Consider the following 26,242-nt stretch of genomic DNA (forward strand, 5'->3'; position numbering starts at 1 on the left):
TGGGTCACATCTGCGGGAGAGAGCCATGAACATCGCCAGTGTGCGTCGGCCCATCATCCCTCCGACCCCGCCGCGTGCGCCCGACGATATGTCGTTTTTCGGCCGGGTCGCGGTCCTCAAGCAGAACATGATCGCAACCTGGGGGCAGCGTGCCTATGAAGAAGAGGTCATCAAGGGCCGCTTTTTCCTCCACAACAGCTTCATCCTGAATCAGCCGGATGCAATCCGGCATGTCCTGCTCAGCAATTATGAAAATTACACGCGCACGCCGGCGGGGATCCGCATGCTGCGTCCGGTGCTCGGCGAAGGACTCCTGATCGCGGAAGGCCACGCCTGGACGCATCAGCGCCGTACGCTCGCGCCGGCCTTCACACCGCGTGCGACTGCAAATCTCGTCCCGCATATGACCGCGGTGCTCGACGAGACCATCACAAAGCTCGACGCGCGAACAAGCGAGCCGGTCGATCTGCGCGAGGCGATGCAGCGCATGACGCTGGAGATCGCCGGGCGCACGATGTTCTCGTTCGGCATGGATCGTCACGGCCCGACCTTGCGCAACTTCGTCATGGAATACGGTGCGCGGCTCGGGCGGCCATATTTCCTCGACATGCTGTTGCCGGTGTCCTGGCCGACCCCGATGGATTTTGCCCGCGCCCGCTTCCGCAAGCGCTGGACCGAGTTCGTCGCGATGCTGATCGCCGAGCGGCGCACGATGGGCAAGAAGGACGGCGCTCCACCGCGCGACCTGTTCGATCTCATGGACGCGGCGCGCGATCCCGAGACCGGCAAGGGCTTTTCGGACGCGCAACTCGTCGACGAGGTCGCGACCATGATCCTGGCGGGTCACGAGACCACGGCGACGGCGCTGTTCTGGGCGCTCTATCTGCTCGCGCTCGATCCGGAGATGCAGGAGGAAGTCGCCTCCGAGACCCACGGCGAGCATCTCGACAGCATGGCCGACATCGATCGCCAGAAGTTCACCCGCGCGGTGATCGAGGAGACCATGCGGCTCTATCCGCCGGCCTTCCTGGTCGCGCGCGCCGCGCGCGAGAAGGACAATGCGGCCGGCGTCGAGATCGGCAAGGGCGACATCATCATGATCGCGCCCTGGCTGCTGCACCGGCATGAGAAGCTGTGGGATCAGCCGAACGCCTTCATCCCAAAACGCTTCATGTCGAAGGAGGCGCCCGACCGTTTCGCTTACCTGCCGTTCGGCGCGGGTCCGCGCGTCTGCATCGGCGCGCCGTTCGCGCAAGCCGAATCCGTGCTGGCGCTGGCCCGGCTGATCGGCGCGTTCCGCATCGAGCTTGCCGACAGGGTTCCGGTGATCCCGCTCGGCGTCGTGACGACCCAGCCCGACCACTCACCTTTGTTCCGCATCACGCGTCGGTGACAGACATTCGTCTGCCCGATGGCGCGATCCACTCCAGATAGAGCCTCCGCCATGAGCGACATCCAGGCCCAGTTTTCCGTTCTGAAGCAGACTGCCGACGCCAAGGTGGTCGACGCGATTGCGGACCTCATCGAGAACGGCGAGGATCACGAGCTCAACCGCGTCAATGTTCTCGATTTCTCCAGACAGCACGGCCTCGACGAAGAGCACACGATCTCCACCTTCCTGCACTCGGCGCGGCTCGGGCTGTTCGATCTCGGCTGGAACGTGCTCTGTCCGGGCTGCGGCGGCGTGCTGGGCGCCCATTCGACGCTGAAGGCGCTCAAGCCGGACGATTATCACTGCGCGCTCTGCGCCTGCGGCTACAAGGCGTCGGTCGACGATCAGGTCGAGGTCTCCTTCACCGTGAATCCACGCGTGCGGCGTATCGCAGCGCACGATCCCGATACGCTTCCGGTGTGGGAATATTTCAAGCAGGTGTTCTGGAGCTCCGGCGTCGACTTCAACAAGGAATCGTTTGCGACGCTCGCCAACGAGGTGACGCTGGATACCATGGAGCTGCCGGCCGGCGAGAAGGCGACCATGTCGCTGCAACTGCCAGGCGACTTCATCATCATCTTCGAGCCGGTGACGCACGCCGCCCATTTCATCGACGTCCAGGGCGAGCCGACCAAGGAGCGTCAGCAGTTCGCGATCATGTACAACAAGGTGCACGCTCCGACCGGGACGACGACCATGCGGCCGGGGCCGCTGCGGCTGTCGCTTGAGAACCAGGCCGGCGTGCGCGTGTTGCCGTCGGTGTTCATCGCGGCCGAGGCGCTCCATCATCTCATCGGCAAGCGCAAGCCGTTCCTCACCGCCAAGCGCATGCTGTCGAACCAGACGTTTCGCGATGTCTTCAAGGCGGACAATCTCAGCCTCGACCAGCGGCTCCAGATCACGTCGCTGACATTCCTGTTCACCGATTTGAAGGGCTCGACCGCGCTCTACGAACGCGTCGGCGATCTCGCCGCCTTCGATCTCGTGCGCGCGCATTTCCATGCGCTGCTCGAGATCATCTCCTCCGAGAAGGGCGCGGTGGTGAAGACGATCGGCGACGCCGTGATGGCGACCTTCGTCCGCCCCGAGCACGCCATCGTCGCGGGCCTGCGGATGCGGGCCGCGATGGACGAGCTCAACAGGCAGCGCGGCACCGACGATCTGATCGTCAAGATCGGCATCCATGAAGGCCCGTGTCTTGCGGTGATGCTCAACGAACGCCAGGATTATTTCGGCCAGACCGTCAACATCGCCGCTCGCGTCCAGAGCCTGTCGACGGCACAGGAGATCCACATCACGGGCCCCGTGCTCGATGCGCCCGCAGTCGCCGAGGTGCTCGAGCAGCGCGCGATCAAGCCGATCCAGAAGCAGGCGGCCCTGCGCGGCATCGCCGACAAGATGGTGGTGTACGAGATACCGTGAGGGATTTTCGCCGTCGTCCCTGCGAAAGCAGGGACCCATACCGCGTGATTTCTGGAATAGGCAGGATGGTCGTTGCTCGAGTCGTCGCCAAACCACAGCCTGTGGTTATGGGTCCCTGCTTTCGCAGGGACGACGTCTGAGGGCTAGGCTCGCTGCTCGCGCCCGATTCACAACGTCCAGATTGCTGAAAGGTAATGCCCGCGCGGAGCTGACGAACGTTGCGGCGGTTGAGTTTCCCGCTCATATAATGCCGGTGGCGGCCGCACTCCCGCGGCTTCATCGATTTCGGTAGGATCCTATGCTCGACGGCCTGCGCCAATTCATCACCGACATTGTCGCCCCTCATGCCGGGGATCGCGCATTCGGCGATAGCGATTACCGCCTTGCGGCGACCGCGCTGCTGGTTCACGTGGTCTCGCTGGACGGTCAGCCGACGGCGAACGAGCAGCGTAAGCTGCACAGCCTGATCGAAAGCCATTTCGGGCTGGATCGCGGTACCGCCGATCGCCTGATCGCGGACGCCACCCAGGTCGAGGGCGAGGCCGTCGACCTCTATCACTTCACCAGTGTCATCATGCGCTCGCTCGACGAAGAGGGCCGCAAGCGCATCGTCCAGATGATGTGGGAGCTGGTCTATGCCGATGGCCAGGTCTCCGAGTTCGAGGACAACGTCGTCTGGCGCGCCTCCGACCTGCTCGGGATCGCCCAGCGCGACCGGATCGACCTCAAGCATGCGGTCGCAAATCGCGCCGGTGGTCAGGTCAAGGACGGTGCCGTCGGGGGTTGAGCCGTCTCGACGCGGTGTTATCGGCGGTTGTGCTGACCACATGACGAAACTTTAATATACCCCCGTCGACCGCCCCAACCCCGGATTTCCCCGTAAAATCCGTGGTTTTCCCGCTTCCCTGTTGCCCGCTCAAGCAGCCATGCTGCCGGTGACGCTTGCCTGTCGCGCTCGGCCTATGCTCTCGTTCCGCCATTGCGGGGCCAAAAAACTTCAATTCAAGAGACTTCGATCGTGACTGAGCGGGTAACGTTGATCACCGGTGCGTCGGCGGGCATCGGCACGGAGCTGGCGCGTGTGTTCGCCGCCAACGGGCATCGCCTCGCGCTGACGGCGCGACGCGCGGACCGGCTGGAGGCGCTTGCGAACGAGCTCGCCGCCAAGGGCGGCAAGAAGCCGATCGTGATCGCCTGCGACCTGCAGGAGGCGGATGCGGGCGAGAAGATCGCCGCCGCGCTTGCCGCCGAAGGCGTCGAGCTCGACCATCTCGTCAACAATGCCGGCTTCGGCGTGTTCGGCGATGCGATCGAGCGCGACCGCGTCGAGCAGGTCGGCATCGTCGATGTCAACGTGCGGGCTCTGACGGATCTGTCGCTGCGCTTTGCCGATCAGCTGATCAGGAACAAGGGCGGTCTTCTCAATGTCGGATCGGTCGCGGGCTTTCTGCCCGGACCCGGCATGGCCGTGTACTACGCGTCCAAGGCCTATGTGATTTCCCTCACCGAGGCCCTGCGGGCGGAGCTTGCGCCGCGCGGCGTACGCGTCACCGTACTTTGCCCGGGTCCGGTGCCCACCGAATTCCAGGCGCGCGCCGGCGTCGGGTCCGGGCATGATACGGCTCTTCTCAACGTGCCTGCCGCCGATGTTGCGCAGCAGGCCTATCGTGGCCTGATGGCCAACAAACGGGCAGTGCTGCCTGGTCTCGGCATCAAGATCGTGCCGTTCGCGCTGCGTTTCTTCCCACGCGGCTTCATCCTGTCCGCCACCAGCCGGTTCCAGAGGCAGAGGCACTGATTTCTTGTTTTGACGCGTTTTCATTGCGCGAACCGGTATCCACTTCGCTCGAAAACGCTTTTGAAGAAAGCTCAAAGCTCCGTAATGGCCCGGAGCTTGCTTCAATATCGGGACGCGTGTGCACGAACTCACACGATGTTAACTACCGCTCAGCTATGCTGGCGGTCTGAACCGATAGCACTCGCAGAGGCCATGTCGTTCCGGACGGATAGGTTTGGTGGCGCAGAATTGGTGCCCTTCCCCAGAAGGACGCCGAGCGCCGCCGCCTCCGAAGCCCGGTTGCCGGTTCTGATCATCCTGCATCAGGAATCCTCGACGCCCGGCCGCGTCGGCAATGCGCTGCGCGCGCTCGGCCATCGCCTCGACATTCGCCGCCCCCGCTTCGGCGATGCCCTGCCCGACACGCTCGATCAGCATGCCGGCGCGGTTTTCTTCGGCGGTCCGATGAGCGCCAACGATCCCGACGACTACATCCGCCGCGAGATCGACTGGATCGAAATTCCGCTCCGCGAACAGCGACCGTTCCTCGGCATCTGCCTCGGCGCGCAGATGCTGGCGATGCAGTTGGGAGCCCGCGTCGCACCGCATGCGGAGGCGCTGACCCAGATCGGCTACTATCCGATCCGCCCGACCGCCGCGGGCCACGCGCTCTGCCCGAATTGGCCGGCGCATGTCTATCACTGGCATCGCGAAGGATTTGAACTGCCCGTCGGCACTGAGCTGCTTGCGGAAGGCGATGATTTTCCGATCCAGGCGTTCCGCTCCGAGAACGCTTTCGGAGTGCAGTTTCATCCTGACGTGACCTGCGCGATGATGCATTGCTGGACCACGCGCGGCTATGACGGCCTCAGCGCGCCCGGCGCGCGCGAGCGGCATCATCATTTCGCGGACCGTGCCGTCTACGACGTTGCGGAACGGGCCTGGCTCGATCATTTCATCGACGGCTGGCTGGCGCGCCGGCAGGTGCTGGCGCAAGCCGCCGAGTGATCGCGCCTTCTCAGGTCCTTGGCGCAGGTCCTTGGCACAAGCCCTTGCCTGATCCCTGGATATGCTAGGCTCGTTCCTAACGAGCGCGCGCGAACGCGTGCCGGCAGACACAGGGAGAGCGTCATGGCCTACGAACACATTCTCTATGAGGTGAGCGACAAGGTCGCGACCATCACGCTCAATCGCCCTGATCGCATGAATGCGTGGACGCCGACGATGGAGCGCGACGTGCGTCACGCGATGGAAGCATCGAGCGTCGATGTCGATGTCCGCGTCATCGTGCTCACCGGCGCCGGCCGTGCCTTCTGCGCCGGCGCGGACATGGATGCGCTGAAGGGGCTCGACCCCAACGACGTCAGGCGGGCCTCGAACCTGCCGCCCTTCGACATGAACCGCCGGCCGGACTGGCAGACGCGCTACGGCTTCTATCCGTCGATCGGAAAGCCCGTCATCGCCATGCTCAACGGCGCGACCGCCGGCATCGGCCTCGTCCACGCGCTTTATTGCGACCTGCGCTTTGCTGCCGACAATACCGTCTTCACCACGGCCTTCGCGCGGCGCGGACTGATCGCCGAGCATGGCATGTCCTGGATGCTGCCGCGCATCGTCGGCCACGCCAATGCGATGGATTTGCTGCTCTCGGCCCGGCGCGTGTCGAGCGAGGAGGCGTTGCGGATCGGTCTGGTGAACCGGCTATGCGCGCCTGAAAAACTCCGCGAGGAGACCTACGCCTATGCGCGCGACCTCGCGGACATGGTTTCCCCGAGCGCGATGGCCGTGATCAAGCGGCAGCTCTACGAGGTGCCGTTCCAGACGCTGGCGGAGGCGACGATCGAGGCCAACCGCGAGATGATGGTCGCGCTGAACGGCAGCGATTTCCGGGAGGGGGTCGCGAGCTTCATGGAGAAGCGGCCGCCGAAGTTTACAGGGAGGTAGGGGGGCTGAACTCGGGGAAAAGGTCCGCCGTCGCCCTTCGGGCTATGGCGGGACAGCCTTCGCTCGCTTCGCCACGATGGAGCTCGGCTGGCTTGCCTAGCCGTAGCTCGCGAAGCGAGCGAAGGCTGGTGGAGCCAGGCGGGATCGAACCGCCGACCTCGTCATTGCGAACGACGCGCTCTCCCAGCTGAGCTATGGCCCCGTTTGCTGGCCGCTCTGGTGAATGCGGCCGACAACCGGGCGCCATTTAAGTCCCCGGCAAGGTCAAGTCAAGGACGGGTATGACCGGGTTTTAACCATCCCGGCACCGACTTCCCTTGTTTGGGCCGGGGGGAACCGATATCTAGCAAAAAGCGTCAATCCCGACCGAAAGCCAGAGTCTTCAAAAGCCATGCGTGCCGTTCTCGACATCGTCATCATCGTGCTCGACCTCTACGTCTGGCTGCTGATCGCCTCCGCGATCCTGTCCTGGCTGATTGCTTTCAACGTCGTGAACACCCGCAACCAGTTCGTTTCGGCGGTGGCGGAGTTCCTGTACCGGATCACCGAGCCGTTGCTGGCGCCGATTCGCAATTTCCTGCCCAGCCTCGGCGGCCTCGATATCTCGCCGATCATCCTGATCCTGCTCATCATGTTCATCGAGCGGGTGATCCTGTATTACATCTACCCGAACGTGATCTAAGCAGGCGGGAGCGCCTTGGTTGCGAAACAGGCCTTCAAGGAACCCTGGCGCTATTCGGCCGCAGGAATCAGCATCGCGCTGCGGGTGACGCCGCGCGGCGGCCGTGACGACATCGACGGGATCGAGCAATTGGCCGATGGCCGCAGCGTGCTCAAGGTGCGGGTGCGCGCGATAGCCGATGGCGGCGAGGCCAACAAGGCCGTTCTGGTGCTATTGGCGAAATCGCTCGGCGTCCCCAAGGCGAGTGTAAAGCTGCTATCCGGTGCCACCTCGCGGCTGAAGCAGATCGCGGTCGACGGCGATCCGGCGCGGCTCGGCGAAGCCCTGCGCAAGCTCGCCCAAGCCAGATCGGCAGACGCCAAACCGACAGACCAAGGGAACTGACATGACGGCCAAGATCATCGATGGAAAAGTCATCGCTGCGGAACTCCGCGCGCGCGTCGCTGACGAGGTTGCCCGCGTCAAGCGCGAGCACAATCTGGTGCCGGGCCTCGCGGTGGTTCTGGTCGGCAACGACCCCGCCAGCGAGGTCTATGTCCGCTCCAAGCACACCCAGACCCAGGCGGCCGGTATGGCCTCGTTCGAGCACAAGCTGCCGGCCGACGTCTCGCAGGCCGATCTGCTGGCCGTCGTCGCAAAACTCAACCGCGATCCGGCCGTGCACGGCATTCTGGTGCAGCTGCCGCTGCCGAAGGGCCTGAACACCGAGGCCGTCATCAACGCCATCGATCCCGCCAAGGATGTCGACGGTTTGCATCCGAACAATGCCGGCCGGCTCGCCGGCGGCTTTGAAGCGCTGTCGCCCTGCACGCCGCTCGGCTCGATCATCCTGACTAAGAGCGTCCACGCCTCGCTCGAAGGCATGAATGCCATCGTTATCGGCCGCTCCAATCTGGTCGGCCGTCCGCTGGTGCAATTGCTGCTCAACGAGAACGCCACGGTGACCATCGCGCATTCGCGCTCGCGCGATCTGCCCGGGCTCGTGAAGCGCGCCGACCTGGTCTATGCTGCGGTCGGCAAGCCCGAAATGGTGCGCGGCGACTGGCTCAAGCCGGGCGCGACCGTGATCGACATCGGCATCAATCGCATCCCCAAGGACGACGGCAAGACGCGTCTGGTCGGCGATGTCGCCTATCAGGAAGCACTCGCCGTTGCCGGCGCGATCACGCCGGTGCCGGGCGGCGTTGGCCAGATGACGGTCGCGTGCCTGCTGGTGAATACGCTGCGCGCGGCTTGCGCGATCGCCGGGCTGCCGAAGCCGGTGGTTTAACTCCAGGTCTCGCGCCCCGGACGCAGCGCAGCGTGCAACGATGCGCTGCAGAGCCGGGGCCCACCGCAAGCGGCGCCATGGGTCCCGGCTCTGCGGCGCATCACTTCGTGATGCACCGCGTCCGGGACACGCAAGCTCACGCCTTCTTTTTCTTCTCGCGCTCGATGCCTTCGAGGATCAGCTTCTGGGCGTCTTCCGGGCCGCCCCAGCGCAGAATCTTCACCCACTTGCCCTTCTCGAGATCCTTGTAGTGCTCGAAGAAGTGCTGGATCTGCTGCAGCGTGATGTCGGGCAGGTCGGAGTACGACTTCACCTTGTCGTAGCGTTGCGTCAGCTTCGACGACGGCACAGCGAGAATCTTCTCGTCGCCGCCGGCTTCGTCTTCCATGAACAGCACGCCGACCGGACGCACGCTCATGACGGCGCCGGGGATGATGGCGCGGGTGTTGATGATCAGCACGTCGCAGGGATCGCCGTCATCGGACAGCGTGTGCGGGATGAAGCCGTAATTGCCGGGGTAACGCATCGGCGTGTAGAGGAAGCGGTCGACAACGAGCGTGCCGGCTTCCTTGTCCATCTCGTATTTGATCGGTTCGCCGCCCACGGGGACTTCGATGATGACGTTGACGTCGTGGGGTACGTTTTTTCCGATCGAGACCGCATCGATACGCATTCAAGGCTCCGTTGTTGCCGAGGTTAAATCGCGCCCGGCAGCGATTTTGGCGCTGTCATACGCGGGCTTGGCCCGCCAATCCATCGTGTTTTTGTGAAATAATGAATCCAGCGACTACCGGCTCAAAAGGCAACGGTATCGACGGATGGGAAACGCTGCCGGCTAGACTTTCAGCAGCTCAATTGGTCCAAGCGAAGGCAACCTTGTCGAGCGACTTCGGCCCGAAACGCTCGGAGGAGCGCGCCACCATGCGGCCGCCCAAGGCGCGATAGAACTCGGTCGCCGGATCGTTGTCCGAGAGCGCCCACACCACCATGCTCTTCAGGCCGCTCTGCATCAGATCGCGGCGGGCTGCGGTGAACAGGCGGCGGCCGAAGCCGAGACCCTGGAATTCCGGACGCAGATAGAGCTCGTAGATCTCGCCGTCGAAGTGCAGGCTGCGGGCGCGGTTGCGGCCGTAATTGGCATAGCCGGCGATCTTGTCGCCGAACACGAGCACGCTGACGCGGCTGCCTTTGCGAATCGCACTGTCCCACCACTGCGGACCGCGGCGGTTGATCAGCTTTTCCAGTTCGCCGCCGGGAATGATGCCCTGATAGGCGGAGCGCCAGGCTTCGTCATGGGTGGACGCCACCGCAGTTGCATCTGCAGCTTTGGCCGGCCGGACCTCGATCAGGGTTGTGCTCATGGACGCAATCAAACCAAGTCGCCGCGCCGGCGGCAAGACCTATCGTTAATTATCGGTTAACGTGTGGATTTTGTGCATCAGTATTTTAACCATGTTGTACCGAAAGAAGACAAGACGCCATTTCGAACGGCACCGGCCTGCCATTGCCGGTGCAAAACTGCGCTGCGGCAACCAATGAACCGCGATGGCAACGCAAAAAGTCCGCCGAAAATGATTCGTTCCTGCAGATCCGTCGCTGTCAGTGTTCGCCTGCGGCAATTCATGCGCCTCTTCAACATCTTCGCCCTCCTGCTTCTGCTGCCCTTGCTGATGGCGTCGCCTCTGTGCGCACAGGTCACGTTTGGGTCATCGGGTGAGGAGGGCGAGCCGTTTCGCCGGCAACAATGGCGCGTGCCATCGCCGGATACCGACATTGCCGCGCATGCGCTGCTGTTTCGTCCCGTCGGCGCCGGTCCGTTCCGGCTTGCGGTGATCGCACATGCTTCGACGCAGAATGTGCTGCGTCGGGCGCAAATGCCGCAGCCTGAATACCGCGCGCTGGTCGCGTTTCTGGTCGCACGCGGCTTCGCCGTGCTGGTGCCGGAGCGGCTCGGCCATGGTGCGACCGGCGGCCGCTATGTCGAGGACCAGGGCGGCTGCGACGAGGCGGATTATGCGCGTTCGGGTCGCGCGACGGCCGCCGAGATTTCGCTCGCGCTGGATTTTTTGCGAAAGCAGGATTTCGTTCGTCAAGACAAGATCGTCGTGCTCGGCCACTCCGCCGGCGGTTGGGGGGCGTTGGCGCTCGCGAATGCCGATCCGAACGCGATCTCCGCGATCATCGCGTTTGCGCCGGGGCGCGGTGGCCATGCCAATGACGAACCGAACCGGATCTGCGCGCCGCAGACGCTTCTCGCCGCGGCGGTCGAGTTCGGCAAGGCGGCGCGCATTCCCGTCACATGGCTCGTGGCGACCAATGACAGCTATTTTGCGCCGGCGTTCTCACGGCAATTGGCGGATGCGTTTCGCGGCGGAGGCGGCAAGGTGGACTTCCGCACATTGCCGGCCGTCGGCAGCGAGGGGCATTGGATGATCGAGAGCGAAGCCGGCGTCAAAGCCGCCAGTCGCGAGCTCGGGCTTGCGCTGAACCAGTCCAAACCTGCGGCGGCCAGGAAGCCATGACGCTGTATCTTCTGGTCAAATACCTCCATGTGCTGGGCGCCATCGTCATTCTCGGCACCGGCACCGGCATCGCTTTCTTCATGCTGATGGCGCATCGCGCGAACGACGCCGAATTCATCGCGCGCACCGCTTCGGTGGTGGTGATCGCGGATGCGATCTTCACGCTGTCGGCCGTGATCCTCCAGCCGGTGACGGGCGGCCTGCTGATGATGCTTTCGGCCATGCCGATCACGGAACGCTGGCTGCTGGCCTCGCTTGGGCTCTACGTCTTTGCGGGCCTGTTCTGGGTCCCCGTCGTTTTCATGCAGATCGAGATGCGCGATCTCGCGCGCAAGGCGGCCGAGCAGCGCGGCGCTCTGCCTGAACGCTACTTCGTGCTCTACCGCCGCTGGTTCGCGTTCGGTTTCCCCGGCTTCGGCGCGACGATGTTGATCCTGTGGCTGATGATCGCGAAACCGTTTTGAGAGGTGCGATGACCCAGCGAACCGTTTTGGTGCTCGGCGCCTCCGGCCTGATCGGGCGCTTCGTCACCGACGATCTGCGCGTGCGGGGATTTCGGGTGGTCGGCGTCGCACGCAGCCTGTCGCCCGCGCAGAAGATGAGCGCACTGGACATCGAGCAGCCGATCCTGTCACTCGATGTAGCCGCGCTGATGATCCTCTTCCGCGAGCACGCCGTCGACGTCGTCGTGAACTGTCTCGGCGTGCTCCAGGATGGTCCCGGCAGCGACACCAGCGCGGTGCATCGCGATTTCGTCGCGCGCCTGCTTCAGGCGATCGCCGACAGCGGCCGCGCGATCCGGCTGGTGCACATCTCGATCCCCGGGACCGCGGAGGCGGATCGCACCGCCTTCGCGACGACCAAGCGCGAGGCCGAACGCCTGATTGCAGCCTCCGGCATCCCCCACGCGATTCTGCGGCCCGGCTTCGTCGTCGCACCGTCAGCCTATGGCGGCAGCGCCATGCTGCGCTCGCTCGCCGCCTTCCCGCTCGACCTGCCCGGGAAGGAGATGTCGACGCCATTCCGGTCCGTCGCAGTCGAGGACATTTCGGCCACCATCGCCTGGCTCGCCGCCCGCGATATCGACGACGCCTCAGTCAAAGCCGTGACGTGGGACCTGATGCAGGCCGAGCCGCCCACCATGGCCGGCGTCATCAAACAGTTCCGCCACGCCTTCGGCACGGCCGGCTGGCCGCGCCTCGTGATGCCATCCTTCATGCTCGATCTCGGCGCGAAGATCGGCGATCTCGCCAATCATCTCGGCTGGATGCCGCCGATGCGCTCCACCGCCATCGCCGAGCTGCGCCGCGGCGTGACCGGCGATCCCTCGCCCTGGATCGCCGCCACGGGCATCGCGCCGAGGACGTTGACCGAGACGATCGGGCGCCATCCCGCCACCATCCAGGACAAATGGTTCGCGCGGCTGTTCCTAGTCAAGGCGCTGATCTTCGCCAGCCTGGTCGCGTTCTGGCTCGTCTCCGGCTTCATCGCACTGTTCGTCTCCTACCGCGCCGCCGCCGGAATTTTGAGTGCGCACAATTTTCCGCCCGCGTTGGTCGATCCCATCACCGTCGGCACCAGCCTGATGGACATGAGCATCGGCGTGCTGATCGCCTTCCGCCGCACCGCGGCGATCGGTCTGGTTGCAGGCATCGTCGCCTCGCTCGGCTATATGGTTGGTGCGGCGATCCTCACGCCCGATCTCTGGATTGAGCCGCTCGGCGCGCTGGTGAAGACAGGGCCGGCCATTGTGCTGATGCTGGTCGCCTTGTTGATGTTGGACAATCGATAGCGTTTTCGAGCGAAGTGGATCCCGGTTCGCGTGAAGAAAACGCGTAAGATAGAGAGACTGATGCAAAAATGGCCCGACGATGACGTGATCCTGTTCGACGGCGTCTGCATCTTCTGCTCGCGCTGGGTGCGGTTCGTCGCCAAGCGCGACACGGCGAAGCGGTTTCGTTTCACGCCGATCCAGTCGGATTATGGGGCCCGGCTTGCACGTACGTTTGGCATCAATCCTGACGATCCCGACACCAATGCCGTAATTCATGGCGGCGAGGTCTTTATGAAGTCCGACGCCGCGCTGACCGTGCTGTCGCATCTGCCGGGATGGAGTTGGGTGCGGATGCTGTTCGCCGTCCCAAAGCCGCTGCGCGACCCCGTGTACAGCCTCATCGCGCGCAACCGCTATCGCATCTTCGGCAAGTATGACGCGTGTTTTGTGCCTGACGCTGATTTGCGGGCACGGGTGATCGAGTAGCCCGTCATTGCGAGCGCAGCGAAGCAATCCAGACTGTCTCCACGGAAAGATTCTGGATTGCTTTGCTGCGCTCGGAATAACGGAGCTTGCGGTTTACGGCTTGCTTGAAGCCGCCAGCACTTCCTTCGCCGCGCGCTCCCCGCTGTCCCTGGCCCCATGCGCCGTCGTGAAGAAGCTTGGCGACGTCGCTTCTCCCGCGAAGAACAGCCGCCCATCCACCGGCGCGGCCAGCACGGCCCGGTCGCCAGCGTGCCCTGGCAATGCGTGTGAATAGGATCCTCTCGCGAAGGGGTCGTGCGCCCAGCGCGACTCGTACAGCGGTTTCAGCTTGCGCCTGATGTCGTTGCCGAGGAAGCCCGCGATCTCGTCGATGCCATGCGCGGCAATGGCGCCGTCGCCGGCGTCTTCCAGCTCGCGGGCAAAGCTGCCGCCGAAAAAGCCTTCGATGCAGGGCTGGCCGAACGGGCGGATGTGGTAGGTGCCCATCTCGGTGCGCATGGTGGCACCGCGCAGATTGCCCTCTTTCGGAAAGGTTTCTGCATCGTCGAGCGCCAGCGTCACCTTGTCGTCGACGCCGAGCGGCAGGCCGGCCGCCGCATCGACCTTGGCGGGCAGCGGCGGTGAGAAGCGGATCGCCTCATCGGCGATGAGATTGGTTGGAACGGTGACGATCACCTTGTCGGCGGTCAGCGTGCCCTGCGACGTCTCGATGCGGAGGCGCTGGCCGGAATGATCGATCAGCGTGACATTGCAGCCCAGGGCCACCGGGCAGGGGGCGCCATAGGCCGCGACCAGCGCGCCATAGCCACGGCGGACGCGCCAGTTGAGGTCGCTGTCCTCATAGGCGTCCCAATCCAGTGTCGACATGTCCTTCAGTTCGCAGCCGTTGATGTAGGTCGAGACCGCGTCGATCATGGGATTCCAGCGATTGCCGGGATCGAGGCTCAGGCTCGCGGGTTCGTCCTTGCCCTTTTGCGCGGCCTGCCACAGCCGCTCGTAGAATGCGTCCATCGCGCGCATGAAATCGTCGCGCTCGGCCTGCGGAAACGCGTTGCCGAAGGCGCGCTCGCGCCAGGGCGGCAGGTCCTTGTTGACCTCGAAGCCGAGCTGCGTGGCGATTGCGACGAAGGAATTCTTGTCGGCCGAGTGCAGCCAGCCGCAGCCGACGTCGAAGGTCACCTCAGGCGAGGCCTGCACGGTCCAGGCGCGTCCGCCAATCCGGTCGCGCGCCTCCAGCACGATCACGGAGAGGCCGGAGCCAGCCAGCGCATGCGCCGCGCCGAGGCCGGCTGCGCCGGCGCCGATGATCGCGACGTTGACCGAGGAGGGCAGGGAGGTCATCAACGGGCTCTAGCACGTTCGCTGGAGAGCCACCACAAAACGAACTGTCATCACCCGCCTTGTGCGCGATTGCGCACTGGAGCGGGTGATCCAGTATTCCAGAGAAGCCTGTTATCGAATCGAAAGGCTGCGACGTACTGGATGCCCCGGTCAAACCGGGGCATGACAGTGAGAGAGAGCGGCGGCCTTACGCCACCGCTTCCTTGGACTTTTCCGCGCGCTTGCGCTCGTTCGGGTCGAGATGCTTCTTGCGCAGGCGGATCGACTTCGGGGTGACCTCGACGAGTTCGTCGTCCTCGATATAGGCGAGCGCCTTTTCCAGCGTCATGCGGATCGGCGGGGTCAGGCGCACCGCTTCGTCCTTCGACGTCGTGCGGATGTTGGTGAGCTGCTTGCCCTTGAGCACGTTGATCTCGAGATCGTTGTCGCGGGTGTGCTCGCCGACGATCATGCCTTTGTAGACCTTCCAGCCCGGCTCGATCATCATCGGGCCGCGGTCTTCCAGCTTGAACATCGCGTAGGCCACCGCGTCGCCCTGGTCGTTGGAGATCAAGACGCCGTTGCGGCGGCCCTGGATCTCGCCCTTGTACGGGGCGTAGCCGTGGAACAGGCGGTTCATGATCGCGGTGCCGCGGGTGTCGGTGAGCAGCTCGCCCTGGTAGCCGATCAGGCCGCGGGTCGGCGCGTAGAACACCAGGCGCTGGCGGTTACCGCCCGAGGGCTTCATCTCGATCAGCTCGGACTTGCGCTCGCTCATCTTCTGCACGACGACGCCGGAATGCTCCTCGTCGACGTCGATCACGACTTCCTCGATCGGCTCCATGGTGGCACCGGTCGCTTCATCCTTCTGGAACACGACGCGCGGGCGCGACACCGAGAGCTCAAAGCCTTCGCGGCGCATGGTCTCGATCAGGATCGCGAGCTGCAATTCGCCGCGGCCGGACACTTCCATCGCATCCTTGTCGGCGGCCTCGACGACGCGCAGCGCGACGTTGCCTTCGGCCTCGCGCAGCAGACGGTCGCGGATCATGCGGCTCGTCACCTTGTCGCCTTCGGTGCCGGCGAGCGGGGAGTTGTTGACGATGAACGACATCGACACGGTCGGCGGGTCGATCGGCTGCGCCGGCAGCGGCACCTCGACGGTCGGATCGCAGAAGGTGTCGGCGACGGTGCCCTTGGTCAGGCCGGCAATGGCGACGATGTCGCCGGCTTCGGCTTCATCGAGCGGCGTGCGCTCGAGACCGCGGAAGGCCAGGATCTTGGTGATGCGGCCGGACTCAACCAGCTTGCCGTCGGCATGCAGCACCTTGACCTGCTGGTTCGGCTTGAGCACGCCGGACGAGATGCGGCCGGTGATGATGCGGCCGAGATAGGGGTTGGCCTCGAGGATGGTGCCGATCATGCGGAACGGGCCTTGCTCGACCGTCGGCGGCGCGACGTGGCGCAGGACCAGGTCGAACAGCGGCTCCATGCCCTTGTCCTGCGGACCTTCGGGGCTTTCGGCCATCCAGCCCTGCTTGGCCGACCCGTACAGGATCGGGAAGTCGAGCTGCTCCTCGCTGGCATCGAGCGCCGCGAACAGGTCGAACACCTCGTTGATGACTTCGGTCGGGCGCGCGTCGGGGCGGTCGACCTTGTTGATGACGACGATCGGCTTGAGGCCGACTTTGAGCGCCTTGGAGACCACGAATTTGGTCTGCGGCAGCGGGCCTTCGGCGGCGTCGACCAGCACCAGGGCGCCGTCCACCATGTTCAGGATGCGCTCGACCTCGCCGCCGAAATCGGCGTGGCCGGGGGTGTCGACGATGTTGATGCGGGTGTCCTTCCACTGCACCGAGGCCGCCTTGGCCAGGATGGTGATGCCGCGCTCACGCTCCAGATCGTTGGAGTCCATGGCGCGATCCGTCACCTTCTGGTTCTCGCGGAACGTACCGGATTGCTGGAGGAGTTTGTCGACCAGGGTCGTCTTGCCGTGGTCGACGTGGGCGATGATGGCGACGTTACGAAGGTTCATGAGTGAGCTTCTTTGCGGTCGGACAATGGGTTAAGCGCGATCTCGCCGGTCGGACCGGGACCTCTTCTCGAAACAACGCTGGAAGACTGGAAACGGGCGCTTTCCGCCCAAAAAGGGCCGCCCGGCCATCTCGACCAGGCACCCTACGCGTTGCGGCGCAATATATGCAAAAACCGCCAAAAAACAATGTGTTCTTTGGGCCTTGGTTGATTGAATTTTGCCCGGGAATCCCCGGGGCTTAGTGACAATCCGGTGTCAAACCGGCCCTGTTCGGCCGGCTGCCGCCTCGATCAGCCCTGCGCGGAGCTCAGGTCCGCCTTTTCGGTCGGATAGACCCCGCGCAGCACCTCCTCGAAGTGCATCTTCACCGCGTCGTTGCACAGGCAGGCGCGCAGGTGCAGGCCGTCGAGATTGCGGACCAGGATCGCGCCGCGTCTGGTATCGAGCACGCCCTCGGCCTTGAACGACTGGAGCACGCGGCTCGCATAGCTGCGGCCGACCCCGAGCAGCGTCGCGAGCTGCTCATGCGTCAGCGGCACGCTGCTCTCGTCGCCGGTCCGCTCCATCGCCGCGATGATCCACTTTGCCGTACGCTGCTCGATGGAGTGGATGGCGTTGCAGGCGGTGGACTGGAACATCTGCGCCAGCATGCAATCGGCATAGCGGGCGAAGATGTTGCGCAGCGAGGCCGAGCGCATCTTGGCAGCTTCCAGCTTGGCGACATGAATGCGCGCGAAGGGGCCGCCGAATTTCACGCAGATGCGGGTATAGGCCGGCAAAAATCCCTCGCTGACAATGCCGCCCACCGCGCCTTCGCGTCCGACCAGGATGGTCTCGACGTCGCGGCCGTCCTCATTGGGAACGAGAAACGTCGCGAGCGACGGCCCGCAGGGAAAGTGCACGACCTGGACATCGTCGCCGGGACTGTAGAGCAGCTCGTTGGCCCCGGCGGTGTCCAGGGTGACGTGCGGCGCCAGCAGCGCGTAGTCAGCCGGACTCAAGCGCCGCAGCAGATTGTTGGCCGGCCGGCTGCCGACTTCGGTTGTCTTGCTGATACGCGCGTCCATCGTAAATCCCCTGCTCTCCCTTCAACACTAGCGAGGTCCGATCATGGGCTGTGTGCACAAGTGGACAGACGTGAAAACTGTTCTGTGGTGAGTTTCGTTCCGGGAACCCTCCGATGCGCTGGGGCGCAGGCGTCGGGATGAGGCTGTCCTTGATTGGTAAGAATATGCAGCCCTCGATATCCAGCATCATGATACCTGCTCCCCCGCACGACTCCGCCGGCATGCCAGCCGATGTCCTGATCGTTGAGGACGATCCGATCATTGCGATCGATTTCGAGGATCGCCTGCTCGGATTTGGCGTGAAGAGCGTTCGCACCGTGGGGTCGGTGGCGCAGGCGCTGGCGGCGATCGCAGCGCGCGCGCCGGATTTCGCGCTGCTCGACGTCGAGCTCGGCCGCGAGAAAAGCTTTGCCGTCGCCGACCGGCTGGCGGCGGCGCAAATTCCCTTCGTCTTCGTGACCGGCTACGGTGCCGAGGCTCGGATCGCTCCCGAATTCAAGACGCGGCCGCGGTTGCAAAAGCCCTGCTCGAGCGAAGCGCTGGAGGCCGCGCTGCGCTCGCGCGGTGCCTGATCGCCCGTCGGCGTTCTCCCGGCTTCAGGCAAATTTCGGATCGAGCGTGGTCGACCACAGCGCAACGTCGGCGCGGTCGCGCAAGGTCACCGTCATCTGGCCGAATGCGCCGTCGATCTTGACGTGACCGAAGAATTGCATGCCTGCGGACGGCGGCAGGTTCTGGTTGTCCTTGCCCGGTGCTTTGACGAAGCGCACCTCGGGTCCAAAGGTGTTGTCGAGGGCGTTCGGACCGAAGGTGCCCGCATGCAGCGGGCCCGAGACGAATTCCCAGAACGGCTCGAACTCCTGGAATTGCGCCTTGTTCGGATCGTAATAATGCGCGGCGGCGTAGTGCACGTCCGCGGTCAGCCACACCGTGTTGCTGATCGGCGCCATCTTGATGAAGCGCAGGATGTCGGCGATCTCGAACTCGCGGCCGCGTACCGGGCCGTCGCCCTGCGCAATGGCTTCCGATCCGCCCTTCGGCGTGTCCGAGACGACGAGACTGAGTGGCATGTCGGAGGCGATCACTTTCCATGTGGCGCGCGAGTTGAGGAGGCCGCGCTTGAGCCAGGCGATCTGGTCCGGGCCGAGGAAATAGCTGGCGGGCCCGTAAGCGGTTTCGAGATTGGCGCCGTTCGGGCCGCGATAGCTGCGCTCGTCGAGCATGAACACGTCGAGATGCGGGCCGTACGAGATCTGGCGATAGACCCGGCCCGGCTCAACGATGCTCTCCCGCATCGGATACATCTCGTGGAAGGCGCGGCCCGCGCGGGCTGCCAGCAGCGAGATGTCGCGCACCTTGTAGGACGCCGGCAACTCCTTCGACAGCGACCAGTTGTTGGTCACCTCGTGATCGTCCCACTGCACGAAGATCGGCACTTCGGCATTGAAGGCGCGGACGTTGTCGTCGGTGAGATTGTATTTGTGCGCGGCGCGGTACTCGTCCAGCGTCTCCGCGACCTTGGCTTTCTCGGGGATGGTGACGTTCTTCCAGATCTTGCCGTCGGCGAGCTTCACCTCGGATTCGATCGGACCGTCGGCATAGATCGTGTCGCCGGAATGCAGGAAGAAATCCGGGCGATGCTTGCGCATCGCGGAGAAGGTGAACATGCCGCCATCATCGGGATTGATGCCCCAGCCTTGCCCTGCGACGTCGCCGCCCCAGACGAAGCTGACGTCGCGACGGTCGGCCGGCGCGGTGCGGAAGCGGCCGACCGCCGGCTCGCCCTCGATCGCGGTATGCGAGAGGTCGCGGAAGCGGACGCGATAGAAGATGTCCTGTCCGCCCGGCAGGTTCTCGATCAGCATCTTCGCGGTGAAGTCGCTCTCCGGCAGCGCCGCGATCGGCGGCAGCGCGCGGGCATCCTTGAAGGACTCGGTCGTGGCCACCTCGACCAGCATCTGCGATGGCCGGTCAGTGCGCGCCCAGACCACGCCACCGTCGACCGTGACGTCGCCGGACTGCACGCCATGCGTAACCGCCGGCCGGTCGGCCGCACGCGAGAGATGGGGCATCGCGATCGCGCCGAGCGCACCGGCGCCGGTGGTGAGGAAGCGGCGGCGGGAGAATTTGATTTTCATGGCGGCTTCGCTTTTTGTCTCGTGCGCATCTCGCGTCGTCATCCCGGTTCGGTCCGAACGACCGGACCTCAGGTGCGCAATTGCGCACCGGGGAATCCCGAGATTCCGGACCCGCGCTGCGTGCGCTCCGGAATGACTGCGAAAGCTATACTGAGACAGTATGACGCAGCAATAACGCGGCAAGCGTTTACGCGTTGCCGGCGGCCCTGAATTGCGCGCCTGCGCGCTGCAGACTTTGCGGCATGGCAAACAGCACGGCCTTGCGGTCGGCGACGGCCGCGTGGAACTGGTCGAGCACGATGTTGATGGCGGTGAGCCCGCCCTCCTCGATCGCGCCGTGATCGAAGCAGCGCAGCGTGTCGCGCAGGATCTCGTCAGCCTCGGTTTGCATCTGGTCGAGCTCGTCGGTCGTCTCGCTCTTGCGCGCCGCCGCGATCATGTCGAACAGGCGGTCGCGCAAATGGCTGTTGTTGTCGCGCTCGTCCTTCTTGAGGTAGCCCGCGAACCAGGCGCCGATCGAGCCCATCGCCGAGAGCGCCATCAGGGTCCACCAGATGTAATCGCTGTATTTGTCGAGGAAGGTCTTTTCCTCACCATCGACAAAGGCGGCGGCGCCCGGATGCACGGGGATCACCGCATCCTTGTCGGTGTCGGGCGTCTCGATCTTCGCCGCCATCGGGAATTCCGCCACCAGTTGCTGGCGCACGGCGAAGAGCTGGCGCGTGAACGCCGCGATGGTGGTATCGGACACACCTTTGCGCGCCACGATGTGGTGCGAGAAGCTGATGGTCTTGACCTCGTCATCGGGGCGATCGGGTGAGCCGCCATACGTGCCGGCAGGAATCTCCGATGCTTCGTAGACGGGATGGTTTTGCGCAATCGCGTCCGCGGAATCGATCGCCAGGAAGGTCGGCGTGCCGCTGTCCTTGGCGGAAGCCGCGATCGCATCCGACGTGATCTTGCTGTTGACGGGGCCGGCTGCGAGATAGGCATCGGCCTTCTGGGCCTTGATCGCCTCGGCGGCCTCATTGGCCGGAAACTGTATGACCTCGACCTTGGCGGGATCGACGCCGTATTGCTGGAGGATCACCTTGAGCAAGTTGACGTTGGCCTGGGTTCGGCCGATCACCCCGACGCGATGGCCGGCGAGCTGCGCGATCTTGGTGATCTTCGCGCCCTTCCTCTTGCCCTTGCCGGGCACGGACCACAGCACCACGACGTTCTTGCGCAGGGTCGCGACGGCTTGCGCGTTCTTCGGCACGTCGACGTCGCCGCGCACGATGGCGAGATCGACCTTGTTCTCCGCGAGCGCATCGGCGCTGGCGGTGGCGCCGTCGGTCTGGATCGGGCGTAGCCGCACAAAGCTCTTGTGCTGCGCGAAAGCCTGCGTCAGCGCCTGCACCACCTTGAGGTCATCGCTATTGGCCGGACCGACCGCGATCTTCAGCGTCACCGGCCGCATCGCAAAATAGTAGCCGCCGACGAGCGCACCGATGATCGCAAGCACCAGCGCCAGAGACACGAGCGCCGTCTTCCGCGCCGCTGATCGCGGCGAAGGCGGGGTGGGCGCTTCGGCCAGGTCCAATCCCCCGGTCATCGATCTCCCAAACAGGCGCTTGAGGCTCAGTTTCATCTTGGCCGGCGATTTACACCTGCAATCATAGCAAATTTCTTGTCCGGCGGGGTTACATCTCCGTCATGGTTAGCGGATGGACGAAATCCGGTCTGAACCGGGGCCATATGCACGATGTTAGGGTAAAGTTCCCCTGAAAATGGAGGCGATCATGGCAGAGCGGCTGACGGCGGATGCACGCAAGCAGGCACTGGGCGCCATACCGGGCTGGACCGAGGTTCAGGGCCGCGACGCCATCGGGAAGACCTTTGTCTTCAAGGATTTCAACGAGGCGTTCGGGTTCATGACCCGCGCGGCGCTGGTTGCCGAGAAGATGGATCACCACCCCGAATGGCGCAACGTCTACAAGACGGTGGAGGTGGTGCTGTCGACCCATGACGCCGGCGGTGTCACCAAGCTCGACATCGAGCTCGCCAGGACGATGAACACGATCGCCAAGCTGACAGCTACCTGACATCTTGCGAGGATCGCCTGCATCCCCATGTTGTGATCAGCAGGAGACGCGGCCATCTGCCGCCCCTGGCTGAACGGGGAGTTTGTCGAACATGGCTGCCGAACACAGCGTCGGCTTCGAGCCGGCCGATCGGCTTGCGGAGGATCATGAGAGCGTGCGCCGCCGTTTCTGGCGCAAGCTGAAGCGTGTCGCCGTGCAATTGCCGTTCGCGGAAGACCTTCTCGCGGCCTATTACTGTGCGTTCGACCGGCAGACGCCGCGCCATGTCCAGGCGTCGCTGCTCGGGGCGATCGCCTATTTCATCCTGCCGTTCGATTTCGTCCCCGACGTGATGCCGATCCTCGGCTTCACCGATGACGCCGCCGTACTCGCCACCGCCATCCGCATGGTCGCCAGCCACATCACGACGGAGCACCGCGAAGCCGCGCGTGCGGTGTTGAAGCGTGGGGTGGATGAGGGGGAGACGGCGCAGTAAGCGTTGACAGCACGTCGTAGCCGCTAGCCGCACCCAGCGCCGTCATGCCCCGGCTTGCCGCCTTCGCTGAAGCTTTGGCGGCCGAGCGAGCTTGTGGCCCGGCGTAGCCTTGGCGGAGCCGGGACCGGGGCATCCAGCACGCCGCGGCTTCTCGATTCAATCACTGACGTCGCGGAGTGCTGGATCGCCCGGTCAAGCCGGGCGATGACAGTGAGTGGACAGCTTGCGACACCATCGGCCGCCGCTGGTTACTTCTTCCCCGCCTCCGCCCGCGCCTTCTCCGCGTCCCACGCCTGGAATTGCTTGAACAGCGTCTCCTTGTCCGCGTCGGACACTTTCGTTCCCGCAGGGTTCTGCTTCAGGAACGCCTCGAAGCGCTGCCGCGTCACCGGCTCAATGCCATGCTTGTCGAGCCATTGCTGCGCCACCGGCAATCTGTTCCAGCCGGACAGGGGGGCCGACAGCGAGACCTCCTTCCACTTCGGATGGAAGGGCGGGTTCTGGAGCGCGGGGAATTTCGTGAAGAAGGCGTCCACGAACAGCGCGATCTTGCGATAGCGCTCGGTGTTCGGGGCCCAATTATAGGCGGCGAGCACCGCGGGCACCGCGATCGTGTCCACGCTCTCGCCCTCCTTGATCAGGTTCGGATAGTCCTTGGCGGTCAGCGTCGCCGGCAGATAGTCGCTCTGGAGCGGCTTTGCATAGTCGACCCCCGCAAGATGGAAGCGGCCGTCATTGCCGAAGTTCGAGACCGATTTGTAAGGCTTGCCTCCGACCACGATGACGGCGTCGATCTCGCCGGCCTTCAGCTTCTCCATCGCGATGCGCTGCTCGACATAGACGAATTTCGCCTTGATCCCGAGCCGCTCGAACACGGTGAGCGCGGTGACGAAGGTGCCGCCGTTCGGCAGGTCCACGCTGACAGTCTTGCCTTCGAGGTCCTTGAGCGTCGCAACCGATTTCGGCGCGATCACCTGCATCTCCTCGTTGTAGAGCTTGGTCACGTAGGTGAACTGCTTCTTGATGTCCTTGGCAAAGCCCTTGCGTTCGAGATAGTCGAGCGTATCCGCTCGCACGACGCCGAGATCGACACCTTGCAGGAACAGAATGTCGGCGACGCTCTGCACCGAGCCGCGGCCGACGATCGGGAGCACGCGGATCTTGTTGCCGTCGTCGAGCACGGAAGCGAGGTCAGCGCCGAACTGCACATAGGTGCCGCCGATCGTGCCGGTGATCAGCGTGACCGTGTTGGCGTTCAACGACTGCTTGGTCGAGGTCGAGCCGAACTGGAAGATGGCCCTCAAGCTGTCCGAAACCTTGGCCGGATCGTATTCGGTCTGCTCGGCGCGTGCCGCGAAGGCACAGATCGTCATGATGGCGGCAACCGCCATTCCCAAAGCATTACGCATGATACCCTCTGAAAAGTTCTAGTTCTGAAGCTGAGCGAGGCGCTGCCGCGCCTCCGTCGATCCGAGTGCCGCGGCCTTCTGGTACCAGTCGCGCGCGACGGTCGCGTCGCCGGCGATGCTCCGCGCGTCGCTGGTGCCCAGCACGGCCGGGTCATGGGTCTGCGCCAGCAGAAACGCGGCCGTTGCATCCTGTGCATTGGCCGCGCGCTCGAGCAGCAGGCGGGCTGCAACAATATCGCCGATCTTCAACAGGTTCTTCGCGCGCGTCATCAGCCCGGCCAGCGTGTCGGCATCGAGCGTCCTGGCGGGCGGAGGAGGTGCAGGCGGCGCCGCGACGGGTGCGGGCGCCTGGGCTTGCAGCGCCGTCTGATAGGCGGTCGCGATCGCTTCGCGGCTCGGCGTTGACGGCGCAGGGGGATCCTGCGTGTTGGCGCTCGCCAGCCTCGTGTTGGTCACGCGGTCCGAATCCTTCAGCGAGCTCTGCGTCATGGCCGGCGTGTTGGCCGACGCCATGGCCTGCTCCGGCGCGATGCCCATCCAGCTAACGGCATTGGCGGCGAAGAGGCCGCGAAAGTCGGACTGATAAAGTGTGACCAGAACTGCCATTGTGGATGCCGTCAGAACGGCCGCGAGAACACGCGGGACAATTCTGGAGCGCACCTCAACGGGCGCATATTCGTGCGGGTCCGGCGCACCGAGCGGATCGGACAGGAAGAGTGGAATTGGATCGTCCTGCGAAAGATCGGCCCGCGCGGCGCGCGCACGGATAAAGGACGCGCTCGGCGGATGTGATGATGTGGCTCGATCGGAGTCGAACGCCTTCGACTCCTTCGACGGTCGATGCGCCGTCGTCTCCATGGTCATGCTCCCCATTACTAACGCAACGCAGGGGCAATTCGGCTTAAGTCTTCTTGCTTTTGTCCAAAGTGTCCCGCAAATGGAACCGGTAAAACGCCGCTGGAATCAGCCCAAAAAACGACAACGGTTTGCGCGAATCGGGAAATATTTGGGTTTGATTGAGGCGGACCGGGGGAATGCACCACGATTTTGGCGGCGATGGTTGAGGAAGATTTTCCTAGACTCCGCCGGCGTTGACCCCAAGGCCCCCAGTGGGCCCGCGGCGTCTCGGCTGAAATCTCTGGTGTCTCTGAAATCTGGACCGCCCGCCTCAGTACGCAATTGCGCAGAAGGCGGGCGATGACAGTTGCATGTGTGGCGAGTGCGTAGCAGGCGACGCCGTCGCCCACACCATCACGGATGCAGGATCACCTTGCCCATGGCCTGGCGTCCCGCCAGGACCTTCAGTGCGTCGGCGGTCTGTGCCAGCGGGAAAGTGCGGTCGACATGCGAGGAAATCTTTCCTTCCGCGGTCCACTTCACGAGCTTCTCGAGATTGGCGCGGTTCTTGGCCGGGTTGAGCCGGGTCCACGCGCCCCAGAACACGCCGCGGATGTCGCAGCCCTTCAGCAGCGCGAGGTTCAGCGGCATCTTCGGAATGTCGCCGGCGGCAAAACCGATGACCAGGAAGCGGCCTTCCCAGGCAATCGAGCGCAGTGCCTGCTCGGCATAGGCGCCACCAACCGGATCGAAGATGATGTCGACGCCCTTGCCGCCGGTGAGTTTTCGCAAGCCTTCCTTCAGATCTTCCTTGCCGTAGTTCAGCGTCAACTCGGCGCCATGCGCTTTCGCGAATTCGAGCTTCTCATCCGACGAGGCGCAGGCGATCACCTTCAGGCCCATCAGCTTGCCGAGCTCGCAGGCAGCAAGGCCGGTGCCGCCGGCCGCGCCCAGCACCGCGAGCGTCTCGCCCGGCTTCGGGCTCGCGCGGTCTTCCAGCGCATGCAGCGCGGTGCCGTAGATGATGATGATGCCGGCCGCGCGGTCATAGTCGAGATTGTCGGGAATCTTCACGATCGATGCCGCCGGCAGCGCGATCTTTTCGCGCGCGCCGTTGTGGCCGCAGGACGCGACGACGCGATCGCCGACCTTCAGATCAGTCACGCCGGGACCGATGCTCTCGATCACGCCGGCGACTTCGGCGGCGGGCGAGAACGGGAACGGTGGCTTGATCTGGTACTTGCCCTGAATCATCAGGATGTCGAAGAAGTTCAGCGCCGCCGCCTTGATCGCGATCACCGCTTCGCCGGGACCTGCCACCGGATCCGGCACGTCGGCAAGCACGAGATCATCGGGCTGGCAATATTGCGAGCAGAGGATGGCTTTCATGACGGCACCTTCTTGAGAAGCAAGCACTGGGCGTTTCGAGCGGAATTAAGTTGATCGGGTTTTGCCGGATTTAGGCACGGGCGACAATCCAGATTCTTTGTCTGAGACTACGCGCCGGCTTATCCTCGTCATTGCGAGCCACCGGGTCCGCGCGAAGCGCGGCCCGATGACAGGCT

26 protein-coding genes and 1 tRNA gene are annotated in these 26,242 nt (G+C 64.2%); 16 read left to right on the forward strand and 11 right to left on the reverse strand.

The genetic code is table 11. The annotated features are described in order from the left end of the window. Nucleotides 1-25 precede the first annotated feature (25 nt). From AB7008_RS01555 to AB7008_RS01580, 6 genes are all read left to right on the forward strand, one after another. A complete protein-coding gene (locus AB7008_RS01555; RefSeq protein ID WP_441258320.1) occupies nucleotides 26-1,393 on the forward strand; it encodes a cytochrome P450 in 1,368 nt (455 codons plus the stop codon). A gap of 51 nt (nucleotides 1,394-1,444) precedes the next feature. After that, nucleotides 1,445-2,854, forward strand: a complete 1,410-nt coding sequence (locus AB7008_RS01560; protein ID WP_441258321.1) for an adenylate/guanylate cyclase domain-containing protein — start codon at nucleotides 1,445-1,447, stop codon at nucleotides 2,852-2,854. A gap of 298 nt (nucleotides 2,855-3,152) precedes the next feature. Beyond that, entirely contained in the window at nucleotides 3,153-3,641 is a 489-nt protein-coding gene (locus AB7008_RS01565; RefSeq protein WP_441258322.1) for a TerB family tellurite resistance protein, read from the forward strand. Nucleotides 3,642-3,872: 231 nt separating this feature from the next. Next, entirely contained in the window at nucleotides 3,873-4,652 is a 780-nt protein-coding gene (locus AB7008_RS01570) for an SDR family NAD(P)-dependent oxidoreductase (protein WP_028158634.1), read from the forward strand. 192 nt (nucleotides 4,653-4,844) lie between these two features. Next, nucleotides 4,845-5,639, forward strand: coding sequence for a glutamine amidotransferase (locus AB7008_RS01575; protein WP_441258323.1), 795 nt, complete (start codon nucleotides 4,845-4,847; stop codon nucleotides 5,637-5,639). A 123-nt stretch (nucleotides 5,640-5,762) separates the two neighbouring features. Then, nucleotides 5,763-6,575, forward strand: coding sequence for an enoyl-CoA hydratase (locus AB7008_RS01580; protein ID WP_441258324.1), 813 nt, complete (start codon nucleotides 5,763-5,765; stop codon nucleotides 6,573-6,575). A gap of 126 nt (nucleotides 6,576-6,701) precedes the next feature. On the opposite strand, the gene AB7008_RS01585 is transcribed toward AB7008_RS01580, so the two are convergent. Then, nucleotides 6,702-6,777: transfer RNA gene (locus AB7008_RS01585), tRNA-Ala, on the reverse strand. 189 nt (nucleotides 6,778-6,966) lie between these two features. Here AB7008_RS01585 and AB7008_RS01590 point away from each other — a divergent pair. The 3 genes from AB7008_RS01590 to folD are packed head-to-tail and all read left to right on the forward strand — an operon-like array spanning nucleotide 6,967 to nucleotide 8,527. Beyond that, a complete protein-coding gene (locus AB7008_RS01590) occupies nucleotides 6,967-7,257 on the forward strand; it encodes a YggT family protein (protein ID WP_008539240.1) in 291 nt (96 codons plus the stop codon). Between the two features lie 15 nt (nucleotides 7,258-7,272). Beyond that, nucleotides 7,273-7,641, forward strand: coding sequence for a DUF167 domain-containing protein (locus tag AB7008_RS01595; protein WP_028158631.1), 369 nt, complete (start codon nucleotides 7,273-7,275; stop codon nucleotides 7,639-7,641). A gap of 1 nt (nucleotide 7,642) precedes the next feature. Beyond that, nucleotides 7,643-8,527: a bifunctional methylenetetrahydrofolate dehydrogenase/methenyltetrahydrofolate cyclohydrolase FolD gene (gene folD / locus AB7008_RS01600; protein WP_441258325.1), complete on the forward strand. Its 885-nt coding sequence runs from the start codon at nucleotides 7,643-7,645 to the stop codon at nucleotides 8,525-8,527. Between the two features lie 136 nt (nucleotides 8,528-8,663). On the opposite strand, the gene ppa is transcribed toward folD, so the two are convergent. Both ppa and AB7008_RS01610 read right to left on the reverse strand, forming a co-directional pair. After that, entirely contained in the window at nucleotides 8,664-9,200 is a 537-nt protein-coding gene (gene ppa / locus AB7008_RS01605; protein WP_014490715.1) for an inorganic diphosphatase, read from the reverse strand. Nucleotides 9,201-9,378: 178 nt separating this feature from the next. Beyond that, a complete protein-coding gene (locus AB7008_RS01610; RefSeq protein ID WP_014490714.1) occupies nucleotides 9,379-9,888 on the reverse strand; it encodes a GNAT family N-acetyltransferase in 510 nt (169 codons plus the stop codon). Nucleotides 9,889-10,149: 261 nt separating this feature from the next. Between AB7008_RS01610 and AB7008_RS01615 the strand changes: the two genes are divergently transcribed. Genes AB7008_RS01615 through AB7008_RS01630 form a run of 4 tightly spaced genes read left to right on the forward strand, consistent with a single transcriptional unit; the run spans nucleotide 10,150 to nucleotide 13,309 of the window. Next, a complete protein-coding gene (locus AB7008_RS01615) occupies nucleotides 10,150-11,049 on the forward strand; it encodes an alpha/beta hydrolase family protein (RefSeq protein ID WP_441258326.1) in 900 nt (299 codons plus the stop codon). Next, a complete protein-coding gene (locus AB7008_RS01620; protein ID WP_441258327.1) occupies nucleotides 11,046-11,513 on the forward strand; it encodes a DUF2269 family protein in 468 nt (155 codons plus the stop codon). Before AB7008_RS01615 ends, AB7008_RS01620 begins: the two co-directional genes overlap by 4 nt. Nucleotides 11,514-11,521: 8 nt before the next feature. Then, nucleotides 11,522-12,841: an SDR family oxidoreductase gene (locus AB7008_RS01625; RefSeq protein ID WP_441258328.1), complete on the forward strand. Its 1,320-nt coding sequence runs from the start codon at nucleotides 11,522-11,524 to the stop codon at nucleotides 12,839-12,841. 60 nt (nucleotides 12,842-12,901) lie between these two features. Beyond that, nucleotides 12,902-13,309 (forward strand): thiol-disulfide oxidoreductase DCC family protein, encoded by a 408-nt coding sequence (locus AB7008_RS01630; RefSeq protein WP_028158625.1) that lies wholly within the window; start codon nucleotides 12,902-12,904, stop codon nucleotides 13,307-13,309. 93 nt (nucleotides 13,310-13,402) lie between these two features. Here the strand turns inward: AB7008_RS01630 and AB7008_RS01635 are convergent, their stop codons facing one another. From AB7008_RS01635 to AB7008_RS01645, 3 genes are all read right to left on the reverse strand, one after another. Beyond that, complete coding sequence (locus tag AB7008_RS01635; protein WP_441258329.1) at nucleotides 13,403-14,650, reverse strand: flavin monoamine oxidase family protein; 1,248 nt, start codon at nucleotides 14,648-14,650, stop codon at nucleotides 13,403-13,405. 187 nt (nucleotides 14,651-14,837) lie between these two features. Further along, nucleotides 14,838-16,664, reverse strand: coding sequence for a translational GTPase TypA (gene typA, locus AB7008_RS01640; protein ID WP_248880963.1), 1,827 nt, complete (start codon nucleotides 16,662-16,664; stop codon nucleotides 14,838-14,840). Between the two features lie 290 nt (nucleotides 16,665-16,954). Continuing rightward, nucleotides 16,955-17,731 (reverse strand): Crp/Fnr family transcriptional regulator, encoded by a 777-nt coding sequence (locus AB7008_RS01645; protein WP_028158621.1) that lies wholly within the window; start codon nucleotides 17,729-17,731, stop codon nucleotides 16,955-16,957. A gap of 188 nt (nucleotides 17,732-17,919) precedes the next feature. Between AB7008_RS01645 and AB7008_RS01650 the strand changes: the two genes are divergently transcribed. Continuing rightward, nucleotides 17,920-18,303: a response regulator gene (locus tag AB7008_RS01650; protein ID WP_028158620.1), complete on the forward strand. Its 384-nt coding sequence runs from the start codon at nucleotides 17,920-17,922 to the stop codon at nucleotides 18,301-18,303. Nucleotides 18,304-18,327: 24 nt separating this feature from the next. Here the strand turns inward: AB7008_RS01650 and AB7008_RS01655 are convergent, their stop codons facing one another. Both AB7008_RS01655 and AB7008_RS01660 read right to left on the reverse strand, forming a co-directional pair. Further along, nucleotides 18,328-19,869, reverse strand: a complete 1,542-nt coding sequence (locus AB7008_RS01655; RefSeq protein ID WP_441258330.1) for an alkaline phosphatase D family protein — start codon at nucleotides 19,867-19,869, stop codon at nucleotides 18,328-18,330. Between the two features lie 187 nt (nucleotides 19,870-20,056). Next, nucleotides 20,057-21,502, reverse strand: coding sequence for a TAXI family TRAP transporter solute-binding subunit (locus tag AB7008_RS01660; RefSeq protein ID WP_028158618.1), 1,446 nt, complete (start codon nucleotides 21,500-21,502; stop codon nucleotides 20,057-20,059). Between the two features lie 151 nt (nucleotides 21,503-21,653). On the opposite strand from AB7008_RS01660, the gene AB7008_RS01665 reads away from it, so the two are divergent. Further along, nucleotides 21,654-21,956: a 4a-hydroxytetrahydrobiopterin dehydratase gene (locus AB7008_RS01665; RefSeq protein ID WP_028158617.1), complete on the forward strand. Its 303-nt coding sequence runs from the start codon at nucleotides 21,654-21,656 to the stop codon at nucleotides 21,954-21,956. A gap of 91 nt (nucleotides 21,957-22,047) precedes the next feature. After that, nucleotides 22,048-22,431, forward strand: a complete 384-nt coding sequence (locus AB7008_RS01670; protein ID WP_014490702.1) for a YkvA family protein — start codon at nucleotides 22,048-22,050, stop codon at nucleotides 22,429-22,431. A 248-nt stretch (nucleotides 22,432-22,679) separates the two neighbouring features. Here AB7008_RS01670 and AB7008_RS01675 read toward each other — a convergent pair whose 3' ends face one another. The 3 genes from AB7008_RS01675 to AB7008_RS01685 all read right to left on the reverse strand — a co-directional run bounded on the left by AB7008_RS01675 (nucleotide 22,680) and on the right by AB7008_RS01685 (nucleotide 26,066). Continuing rightward, complete coding sequence (locus AB7008_RS01675; protein WP_028158615.1) at nucleotides 22,680-23,840, reverse strand: TAXI family TRAP transporter solute-binding subunit; 1,161 nt, start codon at nucleotides 23,838-23,840, stop codon at nucleotides 22,680-22,682. Nucleotides 23,841-23,858: 18 nt separating this feature from the next. Continuing rightward, nucleotides 23,859-24,698, reverse strand: a complete 840-nt coding sequence (locus tag AB7008_RS01680; protein ID WP_441258331.1) for a hypothetical protein — start codon at nucleotides 24,696-24,698, stop codon at nucleotides 23,859-23,861. Nucleotides 24,699-25,091: 393 nt separating this feature from the next. After that, nucleotides 25,092-26,066 (reverse strand): NADPH:quinone oxidoreductase family protein, encoded by a 975-nt coding sequence (locus AB7008_RS01685; RefSeq protein ID WP_014490699.1) that lies wholly within the window; start codon nucleotides 26,064-26,066, stop codon nucleotides 25,092-25,094. Nucleotides 26,067-26,242: the final 176 nt, after the last annotated feature.

Origin of the sequence: Bradyrhizobium sp. 521_C7_N1_3 (genome assembly GCF_052075975.1) — a bacterium.
In the GTDB taxonomy this organism is placed as follows: Bacteria; Pseudomonadota; Alphaproteobacteria; order Rhizobiales; family Xanthobacteraceae; genus Bradyrhizobium; species Bradyrhizobium japonicum.